This window comes from Marinomonas aquimarina, assembly GCF_900089755.1.
In the GTDB taxonomy this organism is placed as follows: Bacteria; Pseudomonadota; Gammaproteobacteria; order Pseudomonadales; family Marinomonadaceae; genus Marinomonas; species Marinomonas aquimarina.
Window position 1 is genome coordinate 80726 of record NZ_FLOC01000017.1, and the last position, 16581, is coordinate 97306.

Annotated in this window: 12 protein-coding genes and 6 tRNA genes; 16 read left to right on the top strand and 2 right to left on the bottom strand. The window is 48.4% G+C overall.

Going from position 1 to position 16581, the window contains the following annotated elements; all coding sequences use genetic code 11:
* Window positions 1–251: 251 nt before the first annotated feature.
* The gene (locus MAQ5080_RS13905) at window positions 252–1637 is read left to right on the top strand and encodes an SLC13 family permease (RefSeq protein WP_067211943.1); all 1386 of its coding nucleotides are present in this window, start codon (window positions 252–254) and stop codon (window positions 1635–1637) included.
* A gap of 133 nt (window positions 1638–1770) precedes the next feature.
* Window positions 1771–3297 (top strand): coiled-coil domain-containing protein, encoded by a 1527-nt coding sequence (locus MAQ5080_RS13910; RefSeq protein ID WP_067332982.1) that lies wholly within the window; start codon window positions 1771–1773, stop codon window positions 3295–3297.
* Here the strand turns inward: MAQ5080_RS13910 and MAQ5080_RS13915 are convergent.
* Complete coding sequence (locus tag MAQ5080_RS13915; RefSeq protein WP_067211937.1) at window positions 3294–3743, bottom strand: regulatory protein RecX; 450 nt, start codon at window positions 3741–3743, stop codon at window positions 3294–3296. The two genes, MAQ5080_RS13910 and MAQ5080_RS13915, sit on opposite strands and share 4 nt — an antisense overlap.
* Before the next feature lie 179 nt (window positions 3744–3922).
* Between MAQ5080_RS13915 and MAQ5080_RS13920 the strand changes: the two genes are divergently transcribed.
* The 11 genes from MAQ5080_RS13920 to MAQ5080_RS13970 all read left to right on the top strand — a co-directional run bounded on the left by MAQ5080_RS13920 (window position 3923) and on the right by MAQ5080_RS13970 (window position 11602).
* Window positions 3923–5179 (top strand): D-amino acid dehydrogenase, encoded by a 1257-nt coding sequence (locus MAQ5080_RS13920; RefSeq protein WP_067211935.1) that lies wholly within the window; start codon window positions 3923–3925, stop codon window positions 5177–5179.
* Window positions 5180–5188: 9 nt separating this feature from the next.
* The gene (gene alr / locus MAQ5080_RS13925) at window positions 5189–6280 is read left to right on the top strand and encodes an alanine racemase (protein WP_067211932.1); all 1092 of its coding nucleotides are present in this window, start codon (window positions 5189–5191) and stop codon (window positions 6278–6280) included.
* 222 nt (window positions 6281–6502) lie between these two features.
* Complete coding sequence (alaS, locus tag MAQ5080_RS13930; protein WP_067211929.1) at window positions 6503–9121, top strand: alanine--tRNA ligase; 2619 nt, start codon at window positions 6503–6505, stop codon at window positions 9119–9121.
* A 50-nt stretch (window positions 9122–9171) separates the two neighbouring features.
* Window positions 9172–10413 (top strand): aspartate kinase, encoded by a 1242-nt coding sequence (locus MAQ5080_RS13935; RefSeq protein WP_067211926.1) that lies wholly within the window; start codon window positions 9172–9174, stop codon window positions 10411–10413.
* A gap of 135 nt (window positions 10414–10548) precedes the next feature.
* Window positions 10549–10737: a carbon storage regulator CsrA gene (csrA, locus tag MAQ5080_RS13940; RefSeq protein WP_067211923.1), complete on the top strand. Its 189-nt coding sequence runs from the start codon at window positions 10549–10551 to the stop codon at window positions 10735–10737.
* Between the two features lie 63 nt (window positions 10738–10800).
* Window positions 10801–10890 (top strand) — tRNA-Ser (locus MAQ5080_RS13945).
* Window positions 10891–10905: 15 nt separating this feature from the next.
* Window positions 10906–10982 (top strand) — tRNA-Arg (locus MAQ5080_RS13950).
* Window positions 10983–11050: 68 nt separating this feature from the next.
* Window positions 11051–11127, top strand: a tRNA-Arg gene (locus MAQ5080_RS13955).
* Between the two features lie 25 nt (window positions 11128–11152).
* Window positions 11153–11229 (top strand) — tRNA-Arg (locus MAQ5080_RS13960).
* A gap of 195 nt (window positions 11230–11424) precedes the next feature.
* A tRNA-Ser gene (locus MAQ5080_RS13965) sits at window positions 11425–11514 on the top strand.
* A gap of 11 nt (window positions 11515–11525) precedes the next feature.
* Window positions 11526–11602: transfer RNA gene (locus MAQ5080_RS13970), tRNA-Arg, on the top strand.
* A gap of 53 nt (window positions 11603–11655) precedes the next feature.
* Here the strand turns inward: MAQ5080_RS13970 and MAQ5080_RS13975 are convergent.
* Window positions 11656–12567: a tRNA dihydrouridine synthase gene (locus MAQ5080_RS13975; RefSeq protein WP_067213483.1), complete on the bottom strand. Its 912-nt coding sequence runs from the start codon at window positions 12565–12567 to the stop codon at window positions 11656–11658.
* 211 nt (window positions 12568–12778) lie between these two features.
* On the opposite strand from MAQ5080_RS13975, the gene MAQ5080_RS13980 reads away from it, so the two are divergent.
* The 3 genes from MAQ5080_RS13980 to MAQ5080_RS13990 are packed head-to-tail and all read left to right on the top strand — an operon-like array spanning window position 12779 to window position 16044.
* The gene (locus MAQ5080_RS13980) at window positions 12779–13033 is read left to right on the top strand and encodes an OadG family protein (RefSeq protein ID WP_067213481.1); all 255 of its coding nucleotides are present in this window, start codon (window positions 12779–12781) and stop codon (window positions 13031–13033) included.
* Between the two features lie 30 nt (window positions 13034–13063).
* Window positions 13064–14857: a sodium-extruding oxaloacetate decarboxylase subunit alpha gene (gene oadA / locus MAQ5080_RS13985; RefSeq protein WP_067213479.1), complete on the top strand. Its 1794-nt coding sequence runs from the start codon at window positions 13064–13066 to the stop codon at window positions 14855–14857.
* Window positions 14858–14871: 14 nt separating this feature from the next.
* Window positions 14872–16044, top strand: coding sequence for a sodium ion-translocating decarboxylase subunit beta (locus tag MAQ5080_RS13990; RefSeq protein ID WP_067213476.1), 1173 nt, complete (start codon window positions 14872–14874; stop codon window positions 16042–16044).
* The last annotated feature ends 537 nt before the right edge of the window (window positions 16045–16581 follow it).

Consider the following 16581-nt stretch of genomic DNA (forward strand, 5'->3'; position numbering starts at 1 on the left):
CTTCAGAGAAAGCAGCCTTAGGGCTGCTTTTTTTATGCCTGAAAGGGGCTAAATGCGTAGAGAAAGCTATCTTTATGCTTTTTATTGTTGGGAATCTATTGTTTTGCAGCAAAACGCTAGCTGAACTGACATATTTTTCCGTTATCCCATGTTGCCAGGCTGCTTAGGGTTTGGACTATCATCCTCATGCCTCTACATGGCGCTCGGATGGAGCGCTATGGTGATGATTGCCTCGATAAGGAAATATAATAATGAATCCAAATGATGCTTCAACGATACAAAACACACCGCCAACAGGGCTCTTTAATGCCAAGAGCTGGATTGTGTTAGCGGATGTCATTCTGTTTGCTGTGTTATACAACACCCTGCCATTTGAGCCCAATATTGTCTTAGGCCTTAGCATATTGGTGTTTATTGCAGTGCTGTGGCTGACCGAAGCCTTGCATGTCACCGTGACCGCGATCCTAGTGCCTGTTGTGGCCGTGTTATTTGGCGTGTTTGATACCCAGACGGCCCTGCATAACTTTTCAAACGCCACGATTTACCTATTTCTAGGGGGCTTTGCCCTCGCTGCAGCGATGCGTGTGCAAGGCTTGGATAAAGTCATTGCCGATAAAGTCTTACTGTTGGCGCGCGGTAGTATGAGTGTGGCGGTGTTTATGCTGTTTGGCGTCACGGCTTTGTTGTCTATGTGGATCAGTAACACCGCGACCGCGGCGATGATGTTACCGCTGGTACTGGGCCTACTGAGTAAGGTGGATGAAGAGCGTGGCCACCGCACCTACGTGTTTGTGCTGTTAGGCATTGCCTACAGTGCCAGCATTGGTGGTATTGCGACCCTTGTTGGGAGTCCGCCAAATGCCATTGCCGCGGCGCAAGTCGGGTTGTCATTTAGCGATTGGATGATGTTTGGTCTACCTGTCTCCGTGGTGATGCTGCCTGTGGCGGTGGCGATCTTATATTTGGTGTTAAAACCGGACCTACGTGGCAACTTTGAGTTGCAGGTGGCGCAGATTGAATGGAGCCGCGGCAAACTGCTGACCTTAGCGATCTTCTCTTTGACGGTATTTCTGTGGATTTTCAGTAAACCCATTAACGGTATGCTGGGAGGTATTAAGAGTTTTGACACCATTATTGCCCTAGGGGCCATTATCTTGATTTGTTTCTCTGGAACAGCGAAGTGGAAAGATATTGAGAAAACCGCAGATTGGGGAGTATTGCTGTTGTTTGGTGGCGGTATCTGTTTAAGCAATGTGCTGAAGCAGACGGGCGCCAGTATGTTTCTTGCCAATGAGCTCAGTGCCCTAATTGCCGACTTTAACTTGGTGATGGTGATCCTAGTGATTGCGGCGTTTGTGGTGTTCTTGACCGAGTTTGCCAGTAATACCGCCAGTGCTGCTTTGTTGATTCCCGTGTTTAGTGCCTTGGCGGAAGCCTTTGGTGTGTCACCGGTGATTCTGGCCGTGCTGATTGCCATTTCGGCTTCTTGTGCCTTTATGTTGCCCGTGGCAACACCGCCCAATGCGATTGTGTTTGCTTCGGGACATATTAAGCAGAGCGAAATGATGCGTGTCGGCTTTATCTTGAATATTGCCTGTATCGCCTTACTCAGCGTCATTGCGGTACTGTTCTGGTAAGTGTGATAGAGGTCGTCCTGATGTTGGGACGCTGACGTACAGTGCCCCAACTGTTAAAAAGCGTAAGGCCTATGGTGTCGCTTTTTATTAGCGACTATTCTAGGGTGAAATCACTAGAAACTCGGGACTTTGCATGGATTTGTTTTGGATGCTCGTTAGTGCCTCTGGCGTATCTGCTGTGCTGCTGGCGATCAGTGCTGGCTGGTATTGGCATGTCCGGCGCACGCAGGCGTCTGAGACAAGCGCGTTGGACGACTCCGAGGACGACCGAGCAGATGCCGAGGTGGTGGTTGACGACACTGTTTCACAAACTGAGCGCTGGTTAGAGCTGATTGATCAGCAATTGGTCTTTTGCCAAGAGTTACTGGAGCAGCAGCGGGCGGTGGGAGAAGACGATCTGACATTACGCTGCTGGCAGACCTTCCTGAACATAGAGCGTATTCTTTTACAGCAACAAGATGCCAACTTCGAAGATTATCTCGATCAATTTGAATTTGTGTTAGAGCAACTCAAGCATGCCCAAGAAATTGATGCCTTGTTAAAACAACTGACTGTCAGCAATCAATTGCTTAAGCATCTCAACAAGATTGTTCAAACCACCAGTGAGTCGGTGTTTGAGCAGGTCAATATCACCGCGAATCTCAACCTTAAATTGGAGCAGTTGCAAGAGCGCTTGCAAGCGGAAGTCAGGCTCGATAAAGAGCTCGCTGGAGTGCGCGAGGAGCTGGCCAGCTTGTTTGATATGGCGGAGCAATTAAAGCAGCAAGTGGATACTCAAGAAGAGCAGGATAAGGTCTATATGGAGATGCTCTCGGAGTTTTTAGGTAGCGTCTCTTCGGACAGCTTTCTCTCGCCAATTAAAAATGAGCTGGACGAAAAAGTGCATGAGTTACAGCACCTTGCTGACTATCGTGCACAGGTGATTGCGGAGTTAAAGGAGCGTTTAAAGACATTACGCAGCGCCAGTGCGGGGCAGCAGGATTACATCGCCGAATGCGATATCGCCTGTGCTCGCTTTGAAAAAAGCTTATTGGAGAGCAATAAGGTGATCAAAGCTTTGGAGCAAAAGCTGGAAAGTTTGCAAACCATCAAATACAACTTAAATGTTGATCGTCGGAAACGAGAAGAGGCATTAAAAGTCAAAGATGCGGCGCTTCGAGCCAAGGGCGTAGAGACCAAGCTGAAAGCGCAGGCGGCGATTGCCCGTGAACAGAGTTCGGTCGATGCTATCGTCGACTTTATGGATAAAGTGCCTTTGTCGGCGGAGTTTAGTGACTTTGAAACCCAGCAAAGTGAGAAGTTGGCGACCCTGCAACAATTGGTCAATGAATCCGAGTTGTACGTCAGTGTTTTGGAGCGTGATCTTGAAAAGGAGAAATTTGAGCATGAGCAGCTGCTAGCGCGCCAGCAACAAGGAGGAGCCGAACCGCCCGTTTTGTCCACTCAAGAGCAAGAAGAGCTGCGCAACTTACGGGAAGTAAACAGTGAGCTTGAAGAAGAGAAGATTCGCTTACTTGAGCAGCTGTCGGCAACCCACGACGATGGCGAAGCCATTCAGGTGTTGCAGCAGCGCATCAAGGAGCTCGATATGAAAATTGAGACGCTGCAAATCAACTACGTCAATATGGAAGAGCGCTACCTCAACTCACTTATGTCTTAATCTTCTTCAGACCATTCTGTGGCATATTTGACTTCATCAAAACTAAAACCACGATAGACCAGATAGCGTGTCTGTTTCGCACGCGCTTTGAAGTCTTTTTCAACGGCGTTACCGAATTTGCGTTGTTTCAGCTCAAGCGCTAATTCAAACCAGTCCACCTCCAGTGAGTTCAGCGCGTGCTTAGCCATCTGCTCAGGAATGCCTTTCATACGCAGTTCATTCAAAATGCGTTGCTTGCCAAGGGGTTTAGCGGCTTTGCTGCGGCTAAATGCTTCGGCATAACGCTCGTCGCTAAGATAGTTCAACTCCAGTAAATAATGGATTGCGTTATCTATCGCGTCTTGCTCATAGCCTTTTCGTGCCAGTTTTTGTTGCAACTCTTTGGTGGAGTGTTCGCGCGCACCGAGTAGCCATAAGGCGTAATTTCTCGCGTCTTGCTCCGACATGTCTGATCCTAAATAAAATGAAAATGATTATAGCTGAAATGATTGAATTATGAATTTATATTAAATTCTTCTTAATGTTTATTTTATAGTTTTTATCTCTACATATTTACATTTAAATAGTAAGATATTTTGGTTTTCTTTTGCAAAAATAGCGAATAATTCTTCTGTAGAGGTTTGCTATGAAAGTTTGTATTTTGGGCGCAGGTGTTATTGGTCTGACATCGGCTTATTATCTTGCGAAGAAAGGCATGCAAGTGACTGTGATTGATCGTCAAGCTGACGTGGCATTGGAAGCCAGCTTTGCCAATGCCGGTCAGGTGTCCCCTGGTTACTCGGCGCCTTGGGCGGCTCCAGGGGTACCATTGAAAGCGGTCAAGTGGCTGTTCGAAAAGTACTCGCCGCTTAAGATCAGCCCAGAATTGGAGCTGAAAAAGATCGCTTGGATGTCGCAAATGCTGAGTAACTGTACTGCTGCCAAATACAACACCAATAAGTCACGCATGATGGCACTGGCTGAATACAGTCGTGATTGTTTTATCGATCTGCGTAACGACATCGGCATTCAATACGATGATGGTCAAGGTGGTACTTTACAGCTGTTCCGCAGCGATGCTCAGGTGGAAAGCTCTGAGAAGGACATCAAGGTACTCAAATCTTTAGGGGTCGCGCACCAAGTCTTGAACCCTACAGAGATCTTAACAGTGGAGCCTGGTTTGGCCCCAGTGATTGATAAGTTTAAAGGCGGTTTGCGTCTGACGGGCGATGAGATGGGCGATTGTTTTATGTTTTGTCAGGCGTTGAAAAAACAGTGCGAAAGCTTAGGCGTGCAGTTTAAGTTCAACACCAATATTACTAAGCTTGTGGTGGAGCAGGGTAAGGTTCAAGCGCTGGCGACTGGCGACGGGGATGTAGCGTGTGAGCAGCTGTTGGTCTGCTTAGGCAGCTATTCGAAAGAAATGCTTAAAGTGATAGGCATTAATGTACCGATTTACCCTGTCAAAGGTTACTCTTTAACGGTACCCATTAGTGATGCCAAATTCGCGCCGACATCGACGATTATGGATGAAACCTATAAAGTAGCGGTCACTCGCCTTGGCGATCGTATCCGCGCTGCCGGCACCGCAGAGCTAGCGGGCTATAATCTTGATTTGCCAAAAGCCAGAACAGACACCATTGCTCATGTGGTCGGCGATGTCTTTCCACAAGGCGCAGATCTGACTGAGGCAGAGTATTGGACTGGACTGCGTCCAATGACACCCGATGGCACGCCCATCATCGGTGCCACCTCAATCAAGGGACTGTACCTCAACACGGGACATGGCACATTAGGTTGGACCATGAGTTGCGGCTCAGCAGCCGTTATTGCTGATATCATAGCAGGCGAGCCAACGGCGATTGATTCGTCCAGCCTAGCTGTACAACGTTACGCAAACTAAGGGGCATAGATGTCAAGGCCACTTACAGCGACCGTCGATTTAGAGGCGATCCTGTCAAATTATCGATACGCAAAACAATTGCACCCAACATGCAAGGCTTTTGCGGTAGTAAAAAGCAATGCCTATGGCCATGGGGCCGTGCGTGTTGCGCAATATCTTGAGGGGGATGCCGACGCCTTCGCGGTGGCTTCTATTGAAGAAGCGCTGGAGCTGCGTGAAGCGGGGATCGAATCGCCCATTATGTTGCTGGAAGGCATTTTTGAGCCGGCCGAATGGGAGCTGTGTGCTGAGCAGGGCTTCTGGACCGCGTTGGAAAACAGCATGCAGCTGGAGAGCTTGCTAACGCTAGGGAAACCCGTTGAAAAAGTCTTTGTGAAACTGGATAGCGGCATGCACCGTTTGGGCGTTAACAAAGAAACCGCCGCTGAATACGTGCAGACCCTGCGTGATTCCGGTTTGGTCGGAGAGGTGCTGTTGATGACGCACTTTGCGTGTGCCGACGATTTAGCCGACCTGACGACTATGAAGCAACTGGCGTATTTTGAGCAAACCCGTCAGCTGATTGGTAAGGTTGAAGCCAGTGTCGCCAATTCCGCGGCGATTATGAAGTGGAGCGTCCCCGAAGGTGGTTGGATTCGCCCTGGGATCATGCTCTATGGCATCTCCCCCTTTGCAGAAGTGAGTGGGGTGGAGTTAGGTTTGAAGCCAGCCATGACGTTAACTTCCAAAGTGATCTCAGTTCGCCAAGTGAGCACCGGTGATAAGGTCGGCTATGGCTTGTCCTATCAGGCCGCTGCGGATCATCAGTTGCTAACGGTGGCGGTAGGTTATGGTGACGGCTACCCTCGGGCCGCAGATCACGGTACGCCGATGCTAATTAACGGCAAACCTGCCGAATTGGCTGGTCGCGTGTCGATGGATATGATTACCGCGAAACGGGTAACAGAGAGCTCTGTTCCTGCCGCAATTGGTGATGAGGTGGTGCTCTGGGGCAATGGCGTGCCAGTGGAAAAAGTCGCTTACTGGTCGGGGACCATTGGCTATGAGCTGGTCACGCGTATGACGTCACGGCCACATTTTGTCTACCAGGGTGAAGAATAACCGCCGTCTGACCCTTCTTTACACGATTTGATGGTGATAAAGCACCATCAAATCGCTATTTTTGATCAAAAACTAACGAAATTCATTTTTTAGGTTTTGATCAACTACGCCGTTTGCGTGTACTATTTTCTACCTTTCTAAAGCACTGTAGCGGTCTTATTGCTAAGACAGTCGTGCTGTTTAATTTGCCAGATATTTATAGAGATAGAGTCTCATCCAATTATGAAGAGTTCTGAGTTACGCCAAGCCTTTTTGTCTTTCTTTGAAAGCAAGCAGCACCAGATCGTGGAATCCAGCTCACTGGTTCCAGGCAATGACCCGACCTTGTTGTTTACCAACGCGGGCATGGTGCAATTTAAAGATGTATTCCTAGGTGCTGATAAGCGTCCTTACACGCGTGCCACGACGTCTCAGCGTTGTGTGCGTGCCGGTGGTAAGCACAATGACCTTGAAAACGTAGGTTACACAGCGCGTCACCATACATTCTTTGAAATGTTGGGTAACTTCAGCTTCGGTGACTACTTCAAAGACGATGCCATCTCTTACGCTTGGGAATTCCTAACCGGTGTACTTGGCTTGCCAAAAGACAAGCTTCTGGTAACCGTCTACGAAGAAGACGACGAAGCGTTCGCGATCTGGAAAGACAAGATCGGCGTACCAGAGGAAAAAATCATTCGTATCGGCGATAACAAGGGTGCACGCTACGCTTCTGATAACTTCTGGGCGATGGGTGATACCGGTCCTTGTGGTCCATGTACAGAAGTGTTCTACGATCACGGTGAGCATATTTGGGGTGGGCCTCCAGGGTCTCCAGAAGAAGACGGCGACCGTTTCATCGAAATCTGGAACGTTGTATTTATGCAATACAACCGTTCCGCTGATGGCACTATGGCGAATCTGCCTAAGCCATCTGTTGATACGGGGATGGGTCTTGAGCGTATCGCGGCGATTTTGCAGGGCGTGCACTCAAACTACGAAATCGACCTGTTCCAAAATCTAATCAAAGCGTCTGCAGCAGCGGTAGGTACAGAAGATCTGTCTTCTCAGTCGCTACGCGTTATTGCTGACCACATTCGTTCATGTTCCTTCATGATCGTGGATGGCGTGGTGCCTTCGAACGAAGGCCGTGGCTATGTACTACGTCGTATTATCCGTCGTGCAGTACGTCACGGTAACAAACTGGGTCAGACACAGCCGTTCTTCCACAAATTGGTTGCCGCGCTAGATGCTGAAATGGGTGATGCTTACCCTGAGCTACGTAAACTGGCTGACCGTGTCGCGTCGATTCTTTTGAAAGAAGAAGAGCAGTTCGCGAAAACACTGGATCAAGGTATGCGTATTCTTGAAGAAGCCATCTCAAACCTAGGCGATAGCAAAACTATCCCTGGTGAGACCATCTTCAAACTGTATGACACCTACGGCTTCCCAGCGGATTTAACCAACGATGTGGCGCGTGAAGCGGGTCTTGAAATCGACGAAGCAGGCTTTGAAGCGGCAATGGATGAGCAGCGTGCCCGTGCTCGTTCAGCAAGTAACTTCAGTATGGATATGTCGGGTTCGGTTAGTGTTGACGGTCAAACTGAATTCACCGGTTACAAACACCTAGAAGGTTACAGCCCTGTAGAGCAAATTCTTGTCGATGGCGAGTCCGTTGACGCGCTACAAGAAGGCCAGAAAGGTCTAGTGATCCTTGAGAAAACACCATTTTACGGTGAGTCAGGTGGTCAGGTGGGTGACCAAGGTTGGTTCCGTGGCCCTGCTGCTGTAAAAGTAAGCAACACCACTAAGCAAGGCAAGGTGCATCTACACCACGTTGAAGTACGTGAAGGCACTTTAAAAGTGGGTGACGTGGTCACAACAGAAGTTGATAAGTCACTGCGTAATGCCACCGCTCTAAACCACTCGGCAACACACTTGTTACACGAAGCACTACGCCGTGTACTAGGTGATCATGTATTGCAGAAAGGTTCTTTGAATGATCCAGAGCGTCTACGTTTCGACTTCTCTCACTTTGAAGGCATGACACCAGCTGAGCTTGAGCAAGTAGAAGATATCGTTAACGAGCAAATTCGACTAAACCACGAAACCGTTACCGAAATCATGGACATTGAAGCGGCGAAATCGAAAGGTGCTCACGCACTGTTCGGTGAGAAATACGAAGCCGAGGTTCGTGTACTAACCATGGGCTCTGAGTACTCCATCGAATTGTGTGGTGGTACGCACGTTAAGCGCACCGGTGATATTGGTCTATTTAAGATCGTTCAAGAAAGCGGTATCGCAGCGGGCGTTCGTCGTATCGAAGCGGTAACGGGTAAAGCTGCGATTGATGTAACGCGTCAAACGGATGCGTCTTTGTCGCAAATCGCTGGTCTGTTCAAAGCAAGTAAAGATTCTGCGTTAGATAAAGTGGTTGCACTAAACGATCAAGCACGCGCGCTACAAAAAGAGATCGATCAGCTGAAATCTAAGCTGGCGGCACAAGCGGGTGCGGACTTGGCATCTCAAGCTGAAGACATTGACGGCGGCAAGTTGTTGGTGGCGCAAGTTGAGATCGACGATCCAAAAGGCTTACGTGACCTTCTGGACGAGCTGAAGAGCAAGCTTGAGTCAGCGGTGATCCTATTGGCGGCCGTGAACGACGACAAAGTCAGCCTGATTGCTGGCGTAACCAAAGAATTAACGTCTAAGGTTAAAGCAGGTGACCTGATCAAGATGGCGGCCCCTTACGTGGATGGTCGCGGCGGTGGTCGTCCTGACATGGCACAAGCAGGTGGTAGTAAGCCTGAGGGTGTTGCAGAGGTGCTGGCTGTCGTTCCTGACTGGGTCAAAGAACGAGTATAGTTAAGTAATACGCGCCCCTCTGGGGCGCTTTTTATTTGGGATGACGTAATATGGCATTGTTAGTGCAAAAATATGGCGGCACCTCAGTAGGCTCAGTGGAGCGTATTGAAGCGGTGGCCGATCGTGTCTTGAAACACAAGCAACAGGGAGACGACATCATCGTGGTGGTGTCGGCCATGAGCGGTGAGACCAACCGACTGATTGGGTTGGCGAAAAGCATTCAGGCGGCTCCTGATGCCCGTGAAATGGACGTTCTCCTATCCACCGGTGAGCAAGTGACGATTGCCTTGTTAAGCATGGCGCTGATGCAGCGTGGTTTGCAGGCAAAGTCTTACACTGGTAGCCAAGTACGTATTACCACAGACAGTGCCCACGGTAAGGCGCGTATCCAAGACATTGATACCGAATCCATGCGTGCCGATTTGGATGACGGCAAGGTATTGGTCGTGGCAGGGTTCCAAGGAGCCGATGAGCTTGGCAACATTACCACTCTTGGCCGCGGTGGATCGGATACCACTGGGGTGGCGCTGGCGGCAGCGCTGAAAGCCGATGAGTGTCAAATTTATACCGACGTGGACGGCGTTTACACCACCGATCCCCGCGTCGTGGACAGTGCCCGTCGCTTAGAAAAAATTACGTTTGAAGAAATGCTTGAGATGGCGAGCCTTGGCTCCAAAGTCTTGCAGATACGGTCTGTTGAGTTTGCCGGTAAGTATCAAGTTCCACTGCGTGTGCTTTCAAGTTTTGTTGAAGGGGAGGGCACGCTTATTACTACTGATGGAGAGGTTTCTATGGAACAGCCAGCGGTTTCTGGTATTGCGTTTAACCGAGATGAAGCAAAGCTAACGCTCAAAGGGGTGCCGGATGTACCGGGTGTGGCTTCAAAGATTCTAGGTCCAGTAAGTGATGCCAATATTGAAGTGGATATGATTGTCCAAAACGTTTCGATGGATGGGACAACGGATTTTACCTTTACCGTGCATCGCAATGACTACGATAAGGCGCTTAAGGTGCTAGACTTGGTCGCCAAAGCACTAAAAGCTAAGGAAGTGCTTTCTGACGATAAAATCGCTAAAGTATCTATTGTCGGAGTGGGGATGCGTTCTCATGCAGGGGTGGCGACCAGTATGTTCAAAGCCTTGGCAGAAGAGTCAATTAATATCCAACTTATCTCCACATCCGAGATTAAGGTATCTGTCATAATTGATGAGAAATACATGGAACTAGCTGTTCGTGCATTACATTCGGCATTTAAACTTAACGAACCCAATGCAGGTGTTTGCGAAGCGTAACACTTTTCTACAAGTTCATGGTTAAGTTGTATAGATTCGAATCAAGAGAGCGGCTACAATTCACCTTGTAAGGGAATTCCTACAAAAGGGTAAGGGGTTTCTGACATCTCACAAGGATTATAAAGGAGAAGTGTTATGCTTATTTTAACTCGTCGCGTTGGTGAAACTCTAATGGTTGGTGATGAAGTATCAGTGACTGTATTGGGTGTAAAGGGTAACCAAGTACGTATCGGTATCAATGCACCGAAAGATGTTTCTGTACACCGTGAAGAAATTTATCTTCGCATTCAGAAAGAGCAAGACGACCAATCTTCAGAAGATTAAATTTTTTTTAAAAAAAGTCTTTACATAACAAATGGGGTCTCTATAATACGCCGCACTTGTTACGGAGAGTTGGCCGAGTGGCCGAAGGCGCTCCCCTGCTAAGGGAGTATGGGGTGAAACTCATCGAGGGTTCGAATCCCTCACTCTCCGCCATTTTAAATGTGCTGTGCATCCGTAGCTCAGCTGGATAGAGTACTCGGCTACGAACCGAGCGGTCAGAGGTTCGAATCCTCTCGGATGCGCCATTTAAAACAAGAGACAAGTTAAATTAGCTAAAACTATCCTTTTAGTTAATCGTGAAAATTTTAGATATGCATCCGTAGCTCAGCTGGATAGAGTACTCGGCTACGAACCGAGCGGTCGGAGGTTCGAATCCTCCCGGATGCGCCATCTAAAATATCATACAAGTAGTTACGCATCCGTAGCTCAGCTGGATAGAGTACTCGGCTACGAACCGAGCGGTCGGAGGTTCGAATCCTCCCGGATGCGCCATTACTTCCTTTCTAAGTAAGTTCTAAAGTTTTCCTCATATTTATCAAGTTACTGATTCTTTCGCTTTGCATTTTTCTTGGCGGCGTGTGAGCTTTAGATCTCTACTGATTGTTTTTATTAAGATTTTTTTAAAAACTTACAGACATATGGGTTGCGTTTGTCGTTACGACTATTCATAATACGCAACACATCGACGGAGAGCTGGCCGAGTGGCCGAAGGCGCTCCCCTGCTAAGGGAGTATGGGGTGAAACTCATCGAGGGTTCGAATCCCTCGCTCTCCGCCATTTTTAAATGTGCATCCGTAGCTCAGCTGGATAGAGTACTCGGCTACGAACCGAGCGGTCAGAGGTTCGAATCCTCTCGGATGCGCCATTTAACTTTCCTTAAGACATCCTGTCTAACGTTACTTCCCAATTATTCAGTTATTAATTTTGTATGGCTTGCATTAAAGCTTTTAGTTCGTCGGTATGCTGCGTGCTACGGATGGCTTTTAGATTGTCGGCAATGACGGGCCAGTCGCGGCGTAAGTGAGCGCTCCACTGTTTAATGCGACCCAGTGTTGCAAAGTCGTCATAGTGCTCTAGCAATTCATCGATATAGCCATTGATCAGTAAAAACAATTCTTCCAGCGAGCCCTGCTGGCCACCCTTGAGTTCACGAAATATAAAGGGGTTGCTGAGGCTGCCGCGACCAATCATAAAATGCGTGCACCCGGTAATGGCTTGGCAACGATTTAATGAATCACGATCTTGAATGTCGCCATTGGCGATAATCGTCATAGTTGAGCGTTTAACGGCTTCGCCAATCTTTTCCCAGCGTGCCGCTGGCCCATAGCCATCTTTCTTGGTGCGGCCATGGATTGTGAGTGTGCTAGCCCCAGCTTGCTCAATGGCATCTAGATTTTCGAAAAATAAACTTTCATCTAAATAGCCGAGACGCATCTTTGCCGATAGTGGTATATGGTCTGGCAGAGCGTTGCGAACAGCTTGCACCACCGCGTATAAAAGCTCTGGATCTTGTAGCATAAACGAGCCGCCACCATGGCCGTTGACGCGCTTAGCTGGACAGCCAAAATTCAAATCCACATGCGTGGCGCCGGCAGCACCGGCTTCGGCTGCCGTGTTCGCCATGGTTTCCATATTGGAGCCCAGTAGCTGTAGGTGAACTGGATGATGATAAGGGGTTTGCGCGTGCTGGTTTAATTCAGGCACCAAGCGTTTTAAAGAGGCGGCAGGAACCCGTCGTTGGGTGACACGGACGAACTCCGAGACCAGGTAATCCATGCCTCCGACACGCGATAAAAGTGTCCGCATTGTATGATCCATGACACCTTCCATTGGTGCGACCGCCAGTATGATATCCGGTGGTGATTGATTAGGTGTGGCGCAATTGAGCAAGTTCACGTTGTCAACATCCAAGCAAAAAAATATGAAAACTATATGCTTTGTGATACAAAAGAATGCATATTGGGGAATTTTTGTGCATCACAGCATCTGTGGAGTACGGATAACCGCGCCCTGAATTATTCAGATTTTAATGGAAAGTGCTATGAATAACTTAATTAACGATGGCCTTGGCTTGTTGTTGCTAGGTATGGGATTCGTATTTGTGTTCCTGTGCTTGCTGATTGTAGCAACAGGGCTTATGTCGAAATTTATCAACCGATATTTTCCTGAAGCCGCTCCGGTCACGAAGAAGCCTGCCACAGTGCCAAGTTCTGCTTCTGCTGCAAGCGCTTCCGCTACTGATCCAAAAGTTGCTGCAGCAATTACTGCCGCAATTCATCAACATCGTAACCGTTAATTCCAACTATAAACGATTAGAGGCCGCAATATGTCAAATAACAAACAACCACTTGGCATCACGGATGTCGTATTAAGAGACGCTCATCAATCATTGTTCGCGACGCGTATGCGTATCGACGATATGCTTCCTATTGCTGAAAAGTTGGATCAAGTTGGTTTTTGGTCACTAGAGTCATGGGGTGGCGCGACCTTTGATTCTTGTATTCGTTTTATCGGTGAAGACCCATGGGATCGTATTCGTGAACTGAAAAAAGCGATGCCGAATACGCCACAACAGATGCTACTACGTGGTCAAAACCTTTTAGGTTACCGTCACTACGCTGACGATGTGGTCTCCAAGTTCGTTGAGCGTGCGGCGAAAAACGGTGTTGATGTGTTCCGTATCTTTGATGCGATGAACGACCCGCGCAACCTAGAGACGGCAATTAAAGCGGTTAAAGCTGAAGGTAAGCACGCCCAGGGCACAATTTCCTACACCAAGAGCCGTGTTCACACGCTGCAGAATTGGATCGATTACGCCAAAACCTTAGAAGATATGGGGGCTGACTCGATTGCCATCAAAGACATGTCAGGTATTTTGACGCCATACGATGCCTTTGAATTGGTGGGTAAGCTAAAAGACCAAACGCAATTAGAAGTTCAACTGCACGCCCACGCGACGTCTGGTCTGTCCGATATGACCATTCTAAAAGCAGTGGAAGCGGGTGTTGATCGTGTTGATACAGCCATTTCATCAATGTCGATGACCTACGGCCATTCAGCAACAGAGTCAGTTGTAGCAGCACTTCAGGGTACAGATCGCGATACCGGTCTAGATCTGGAAAAACTTGAAGAGATTGCGGCTTACTTCCGTAACGTGCGTAAGAAGTACGCTAAATTCGAAGGCTCTCTACGTGGTACGGATTCTCGTATCCTGATCGCTCAAGTACCTGGTGGCATGTTGACTAACATGGAAAGTCAGCTGCGTGAGCAGGGTGCGTCGGATAAGTTTGACCAAGTGCTGGAAGAAATTCCTCGCGTACGTGAAGACCTTGGTTTGATCCCACTAGTGACACCAACGTCACAAATCGTCGGCACGCAAGCGGTACTGAACGTACTGACAGGTGAACGTTACAAGTCGATCTCGAAAGAAACGGCTGGCGTACTAAAAGGCGAATACGGCGCGGCACCTGCAGAGTTTAATAAAGAACTGCAAGCACGTGTGCTGGACGGTGCTGAAGCGATCACTTGTCGTCCTGCGGATCTGCTTGAGCCAGAGATGGATAAACTGTCTGCTGAGTTGAAAGAATTGGCGAAAGAGAAGGGCGTTAAGCTTGCCTCGGACGAAATTGACGATGTGTTGACTTACGCCTTGTTCCCTCAGATCGGTTTGAAATTCCTACAGAATCGTGGCGATGCGTCGGCCTTTGAGCCTGCTCCAACACTAGAAGATGCAGCGCCTGCCGCCGCACCTAAAGCCGCTGCTGAAGGCCCAGCAGTTTACACGGTCAATGTTTCAGGTCAGAGCTTTGTTGTGCAAGTATCAGAAGGCGGTGATGTGAGTAACATCCAGCCAGTTGCTGCCGCACCACAAGCATCAGCACCTGCTGCTGCGCCAGCCCCAGCGGGTGGCGGTGAAGACGTGCCTGCACCATTGGCCGGCAACATCTTTAAAGTCTTGGTATCTCCAGGTCAGCAGGTTGCAGAAGGCGAAACTGTGATGATCATGGAAGCCATGAAGATGGAAACGGAAATCTCTGCGCCGAAAGCCGGTACAGTAGCTTCTGTATACGTAAAAGAGGGTGACGCCGTTCAGGTTGGTCAAGCCCTATTAGCTCTATAGTGGGTCGATAAAGAATGGAACAGAAACTTCTCAACCTGTATCACGATACAGGGATATACCAACTGGAACTTGGCCAGGCAATCATGATGGTTGTTGGCCTGCTGTTGGTTTTCCTAGCGATCAAAAAAGGCTTTGAGCCGCTATTGTTATTGCCGATTGGTATTGGTGCAGTATTGGTCAACATTCCAGGTGCTGGCTTTATGGCAGCACCAGTGTATGACGCGACGGGCCACATGGTGTCTCCGGGTGGTTTGCAGTATTACATCTATCATGGTGGTATCGAAACAGGTCTTTTCCCGTTGCTGATCTTTATGGGTGTGGGTGCCATGACCGACTTTGGTCCTATGTTGGCGAACCCTAAAACCCTGCTACTGGGTGCAGCGGCGCAATTTGGTATCTTCGCGACGGTGATTGGTGCGGTATTGCTAGGTGCCTTTGGCATCATGGACTTTACCTTAGCGGATGCGGCCGCGATTGGTATCATTGGTGGTGCGGACGGTCCTACGGCTATCTTCGTTGCCAGCCGATTGGCGCCAGAATTGCTAGGGGCGATCGCGGTAGCGGCCTACTCATACATGGCATTGGTGCCATTGATTCAGCCACCTATTATGCGTGCGCTGACATCAGTAGAAGAACGCTCGATCAAAATGGAACAACTACGCCATGTCTCTAAAGGCGAGAAAATCGTCTTCCCGATTGTGGTAACAGTTCTAGTGGCGATGTTCTTACCATCAGCAGCACCGCTACTAGGTATGTTCTGTTTTGGTAACTTGATGCGTGAATGTGGCGTAGTGGATCGCTTAAGTGATACGGCACAAAATGCATTGATCAACATCGTGACAATTTTCCTAGGTCTAGGTGTGGGTTCAAAACTGAGCGCCGAAGCTTTCTTGAACATTGAAACACTGGGTATCTTGTCGCTAGGTTTGGTTGCCTTCTCTATCGGTACTGCAACGGGTGTTTTAATGGCTAAGATTATGAATAAATTTTCTGCTACAGCGATTAACCCACTTATCGGTGCCGCTGGGGTATCAGCCGTACCAATGGCCGCTCGTGTGGCGAACAAAGTTGGTCTTGAAGCAAATAAGCAAAACTTCTTGCTAATGCACGCAATGGGACCAAACGTTGCCGGTGTAATTGGTTCTGCAGTAGCCGCTGGTGTAATGCTAAGTTACGTTGGTGGTTAATTAGCACACCCCAGAGTTTGTTTTCTAAAAGCCCGCTACTGATTTCCGTAGCGGGCTTTTTGTTTTTAAGGCATTGGCTCATTCTTTCGTGGCTTAGGGGTCAGATCCCTTCTAAGTATCAGCTTCCAATGTCTTCTATCTGTTAAGGGATCTGACCCCTTTTAATGAGGATTAGGTGGAGGGAGTCGTTATGACGGCTTGTTTAGTAAGTGGTTATCTATTTATTGATCGATAAATGCTTGAATGTGATCAATAAATAATCAATCTTGCGGTTTTCTCTTATAAATTCGATGTTTTTTAAAAATAATTCAAAAAGTGCTTGCGCTGAAAATCCTGATGCGTATTATACGCCTCCACTGACACGGCAGACCACAACGGACTGCGAAGCGAACTGGAAACAGCAAGCAACGGTGTCAACGCTCTTTAAAATAGATAATCAGATAATTTGTGTGGGCGCTCGCTGGAGACTTCTCAAAAACTTTGAAGTCTTAAGCAAGTGACCATGTCAATTCGCTTTACGTTCTTTAATCTTAGGGT

Excerpts from the sequence above, each read along its gene's own strand:
- MAQ5080_RS13980 (WP_067213481.1), top strand. The coding sequence starts at position 12,779 with ATGAATAACTTAATTAACGATGGCCTTGGCTTGTTGTTGCTAGGTATG.
- MAQ5080_RS13920 (WP_067211935.1), top strand. The coding sequence starts at position 3,923 with ATGAAAGTTTGTATTTTGGGCGCAGGTGTTATTGGTCTGACATCGGCT.
- MAQ5080_RS13915 (WP_067211937.1), bottom strand. The coding sequence starts at position 3,743 with ATGTCGGAGCAAGACGCGAGAAATTACGCCTTATGGCTACTCGGTGCG.
- MAQ5080_RS13990 (WP_067213476.1), top strand. The coding sequence starts at position 14,872 with ATGGAACAGAAACTTCTCAACCTGTATCACGATACAGGGATATACCAA.
- MAQ5080_RS13935 (WP_067211926.1), top strand. The coding sequence starts at position 9,172 with ATGGCATTGTTAGTGCAAAAATATGGCGGCACCTCAGTAGGCTCAGTG.
- csrA (WP_067211923.1), top strand. The coding sequence starts at position 10,549 with ATGCTTATTTTAACTCGTCGCGTTGGTGAAACTCTAATGGTTGGTGAT.
- oadA (WP_067213479.1), top strand. The coding sequence starts at position 13,064 with ATGTCAAATAACAAACAACCACTTGGCATCACGGATGTCGTATTAAGA.
- MAQ5080_RS13910 (WP_067332982.1), top strand. The coding sequence starts at position 1,771 with ATGGATTTGTTTTGGATGCTCGTTAGTGCCTCTGGCGTATCTGCTGTG.
- alr (WP_067211932.1), top strand. The coding sequence starts at position 5,189 with ATGTCAAGGCCACTTACAGCGACCGTCGATTTAGAGGCGATCCTGTCA.
- alaS (WP_067211929.1), top strand. The coding sequence starts at position 6,503 with ATGAAGAGTTCTGAGTTACGCCAAGCCTTTTTGTCTTTCTTTGAAAGC.
- MAQ5080_RS13975 (WP_067213483.1), bottom strand. The coding sequence starts at position 12,567 with ATGGAAGGTGTCATGGATCATACAATGCGGACACTTTTATCGCGTGTC.
- MAQ5080_RS13905 (WP_067211943.1), top strand. The coding sequence starts at position 252 with ATGAATCCAAATGATGCTTCAACGATACAAAACACACCGCCAACAGGG.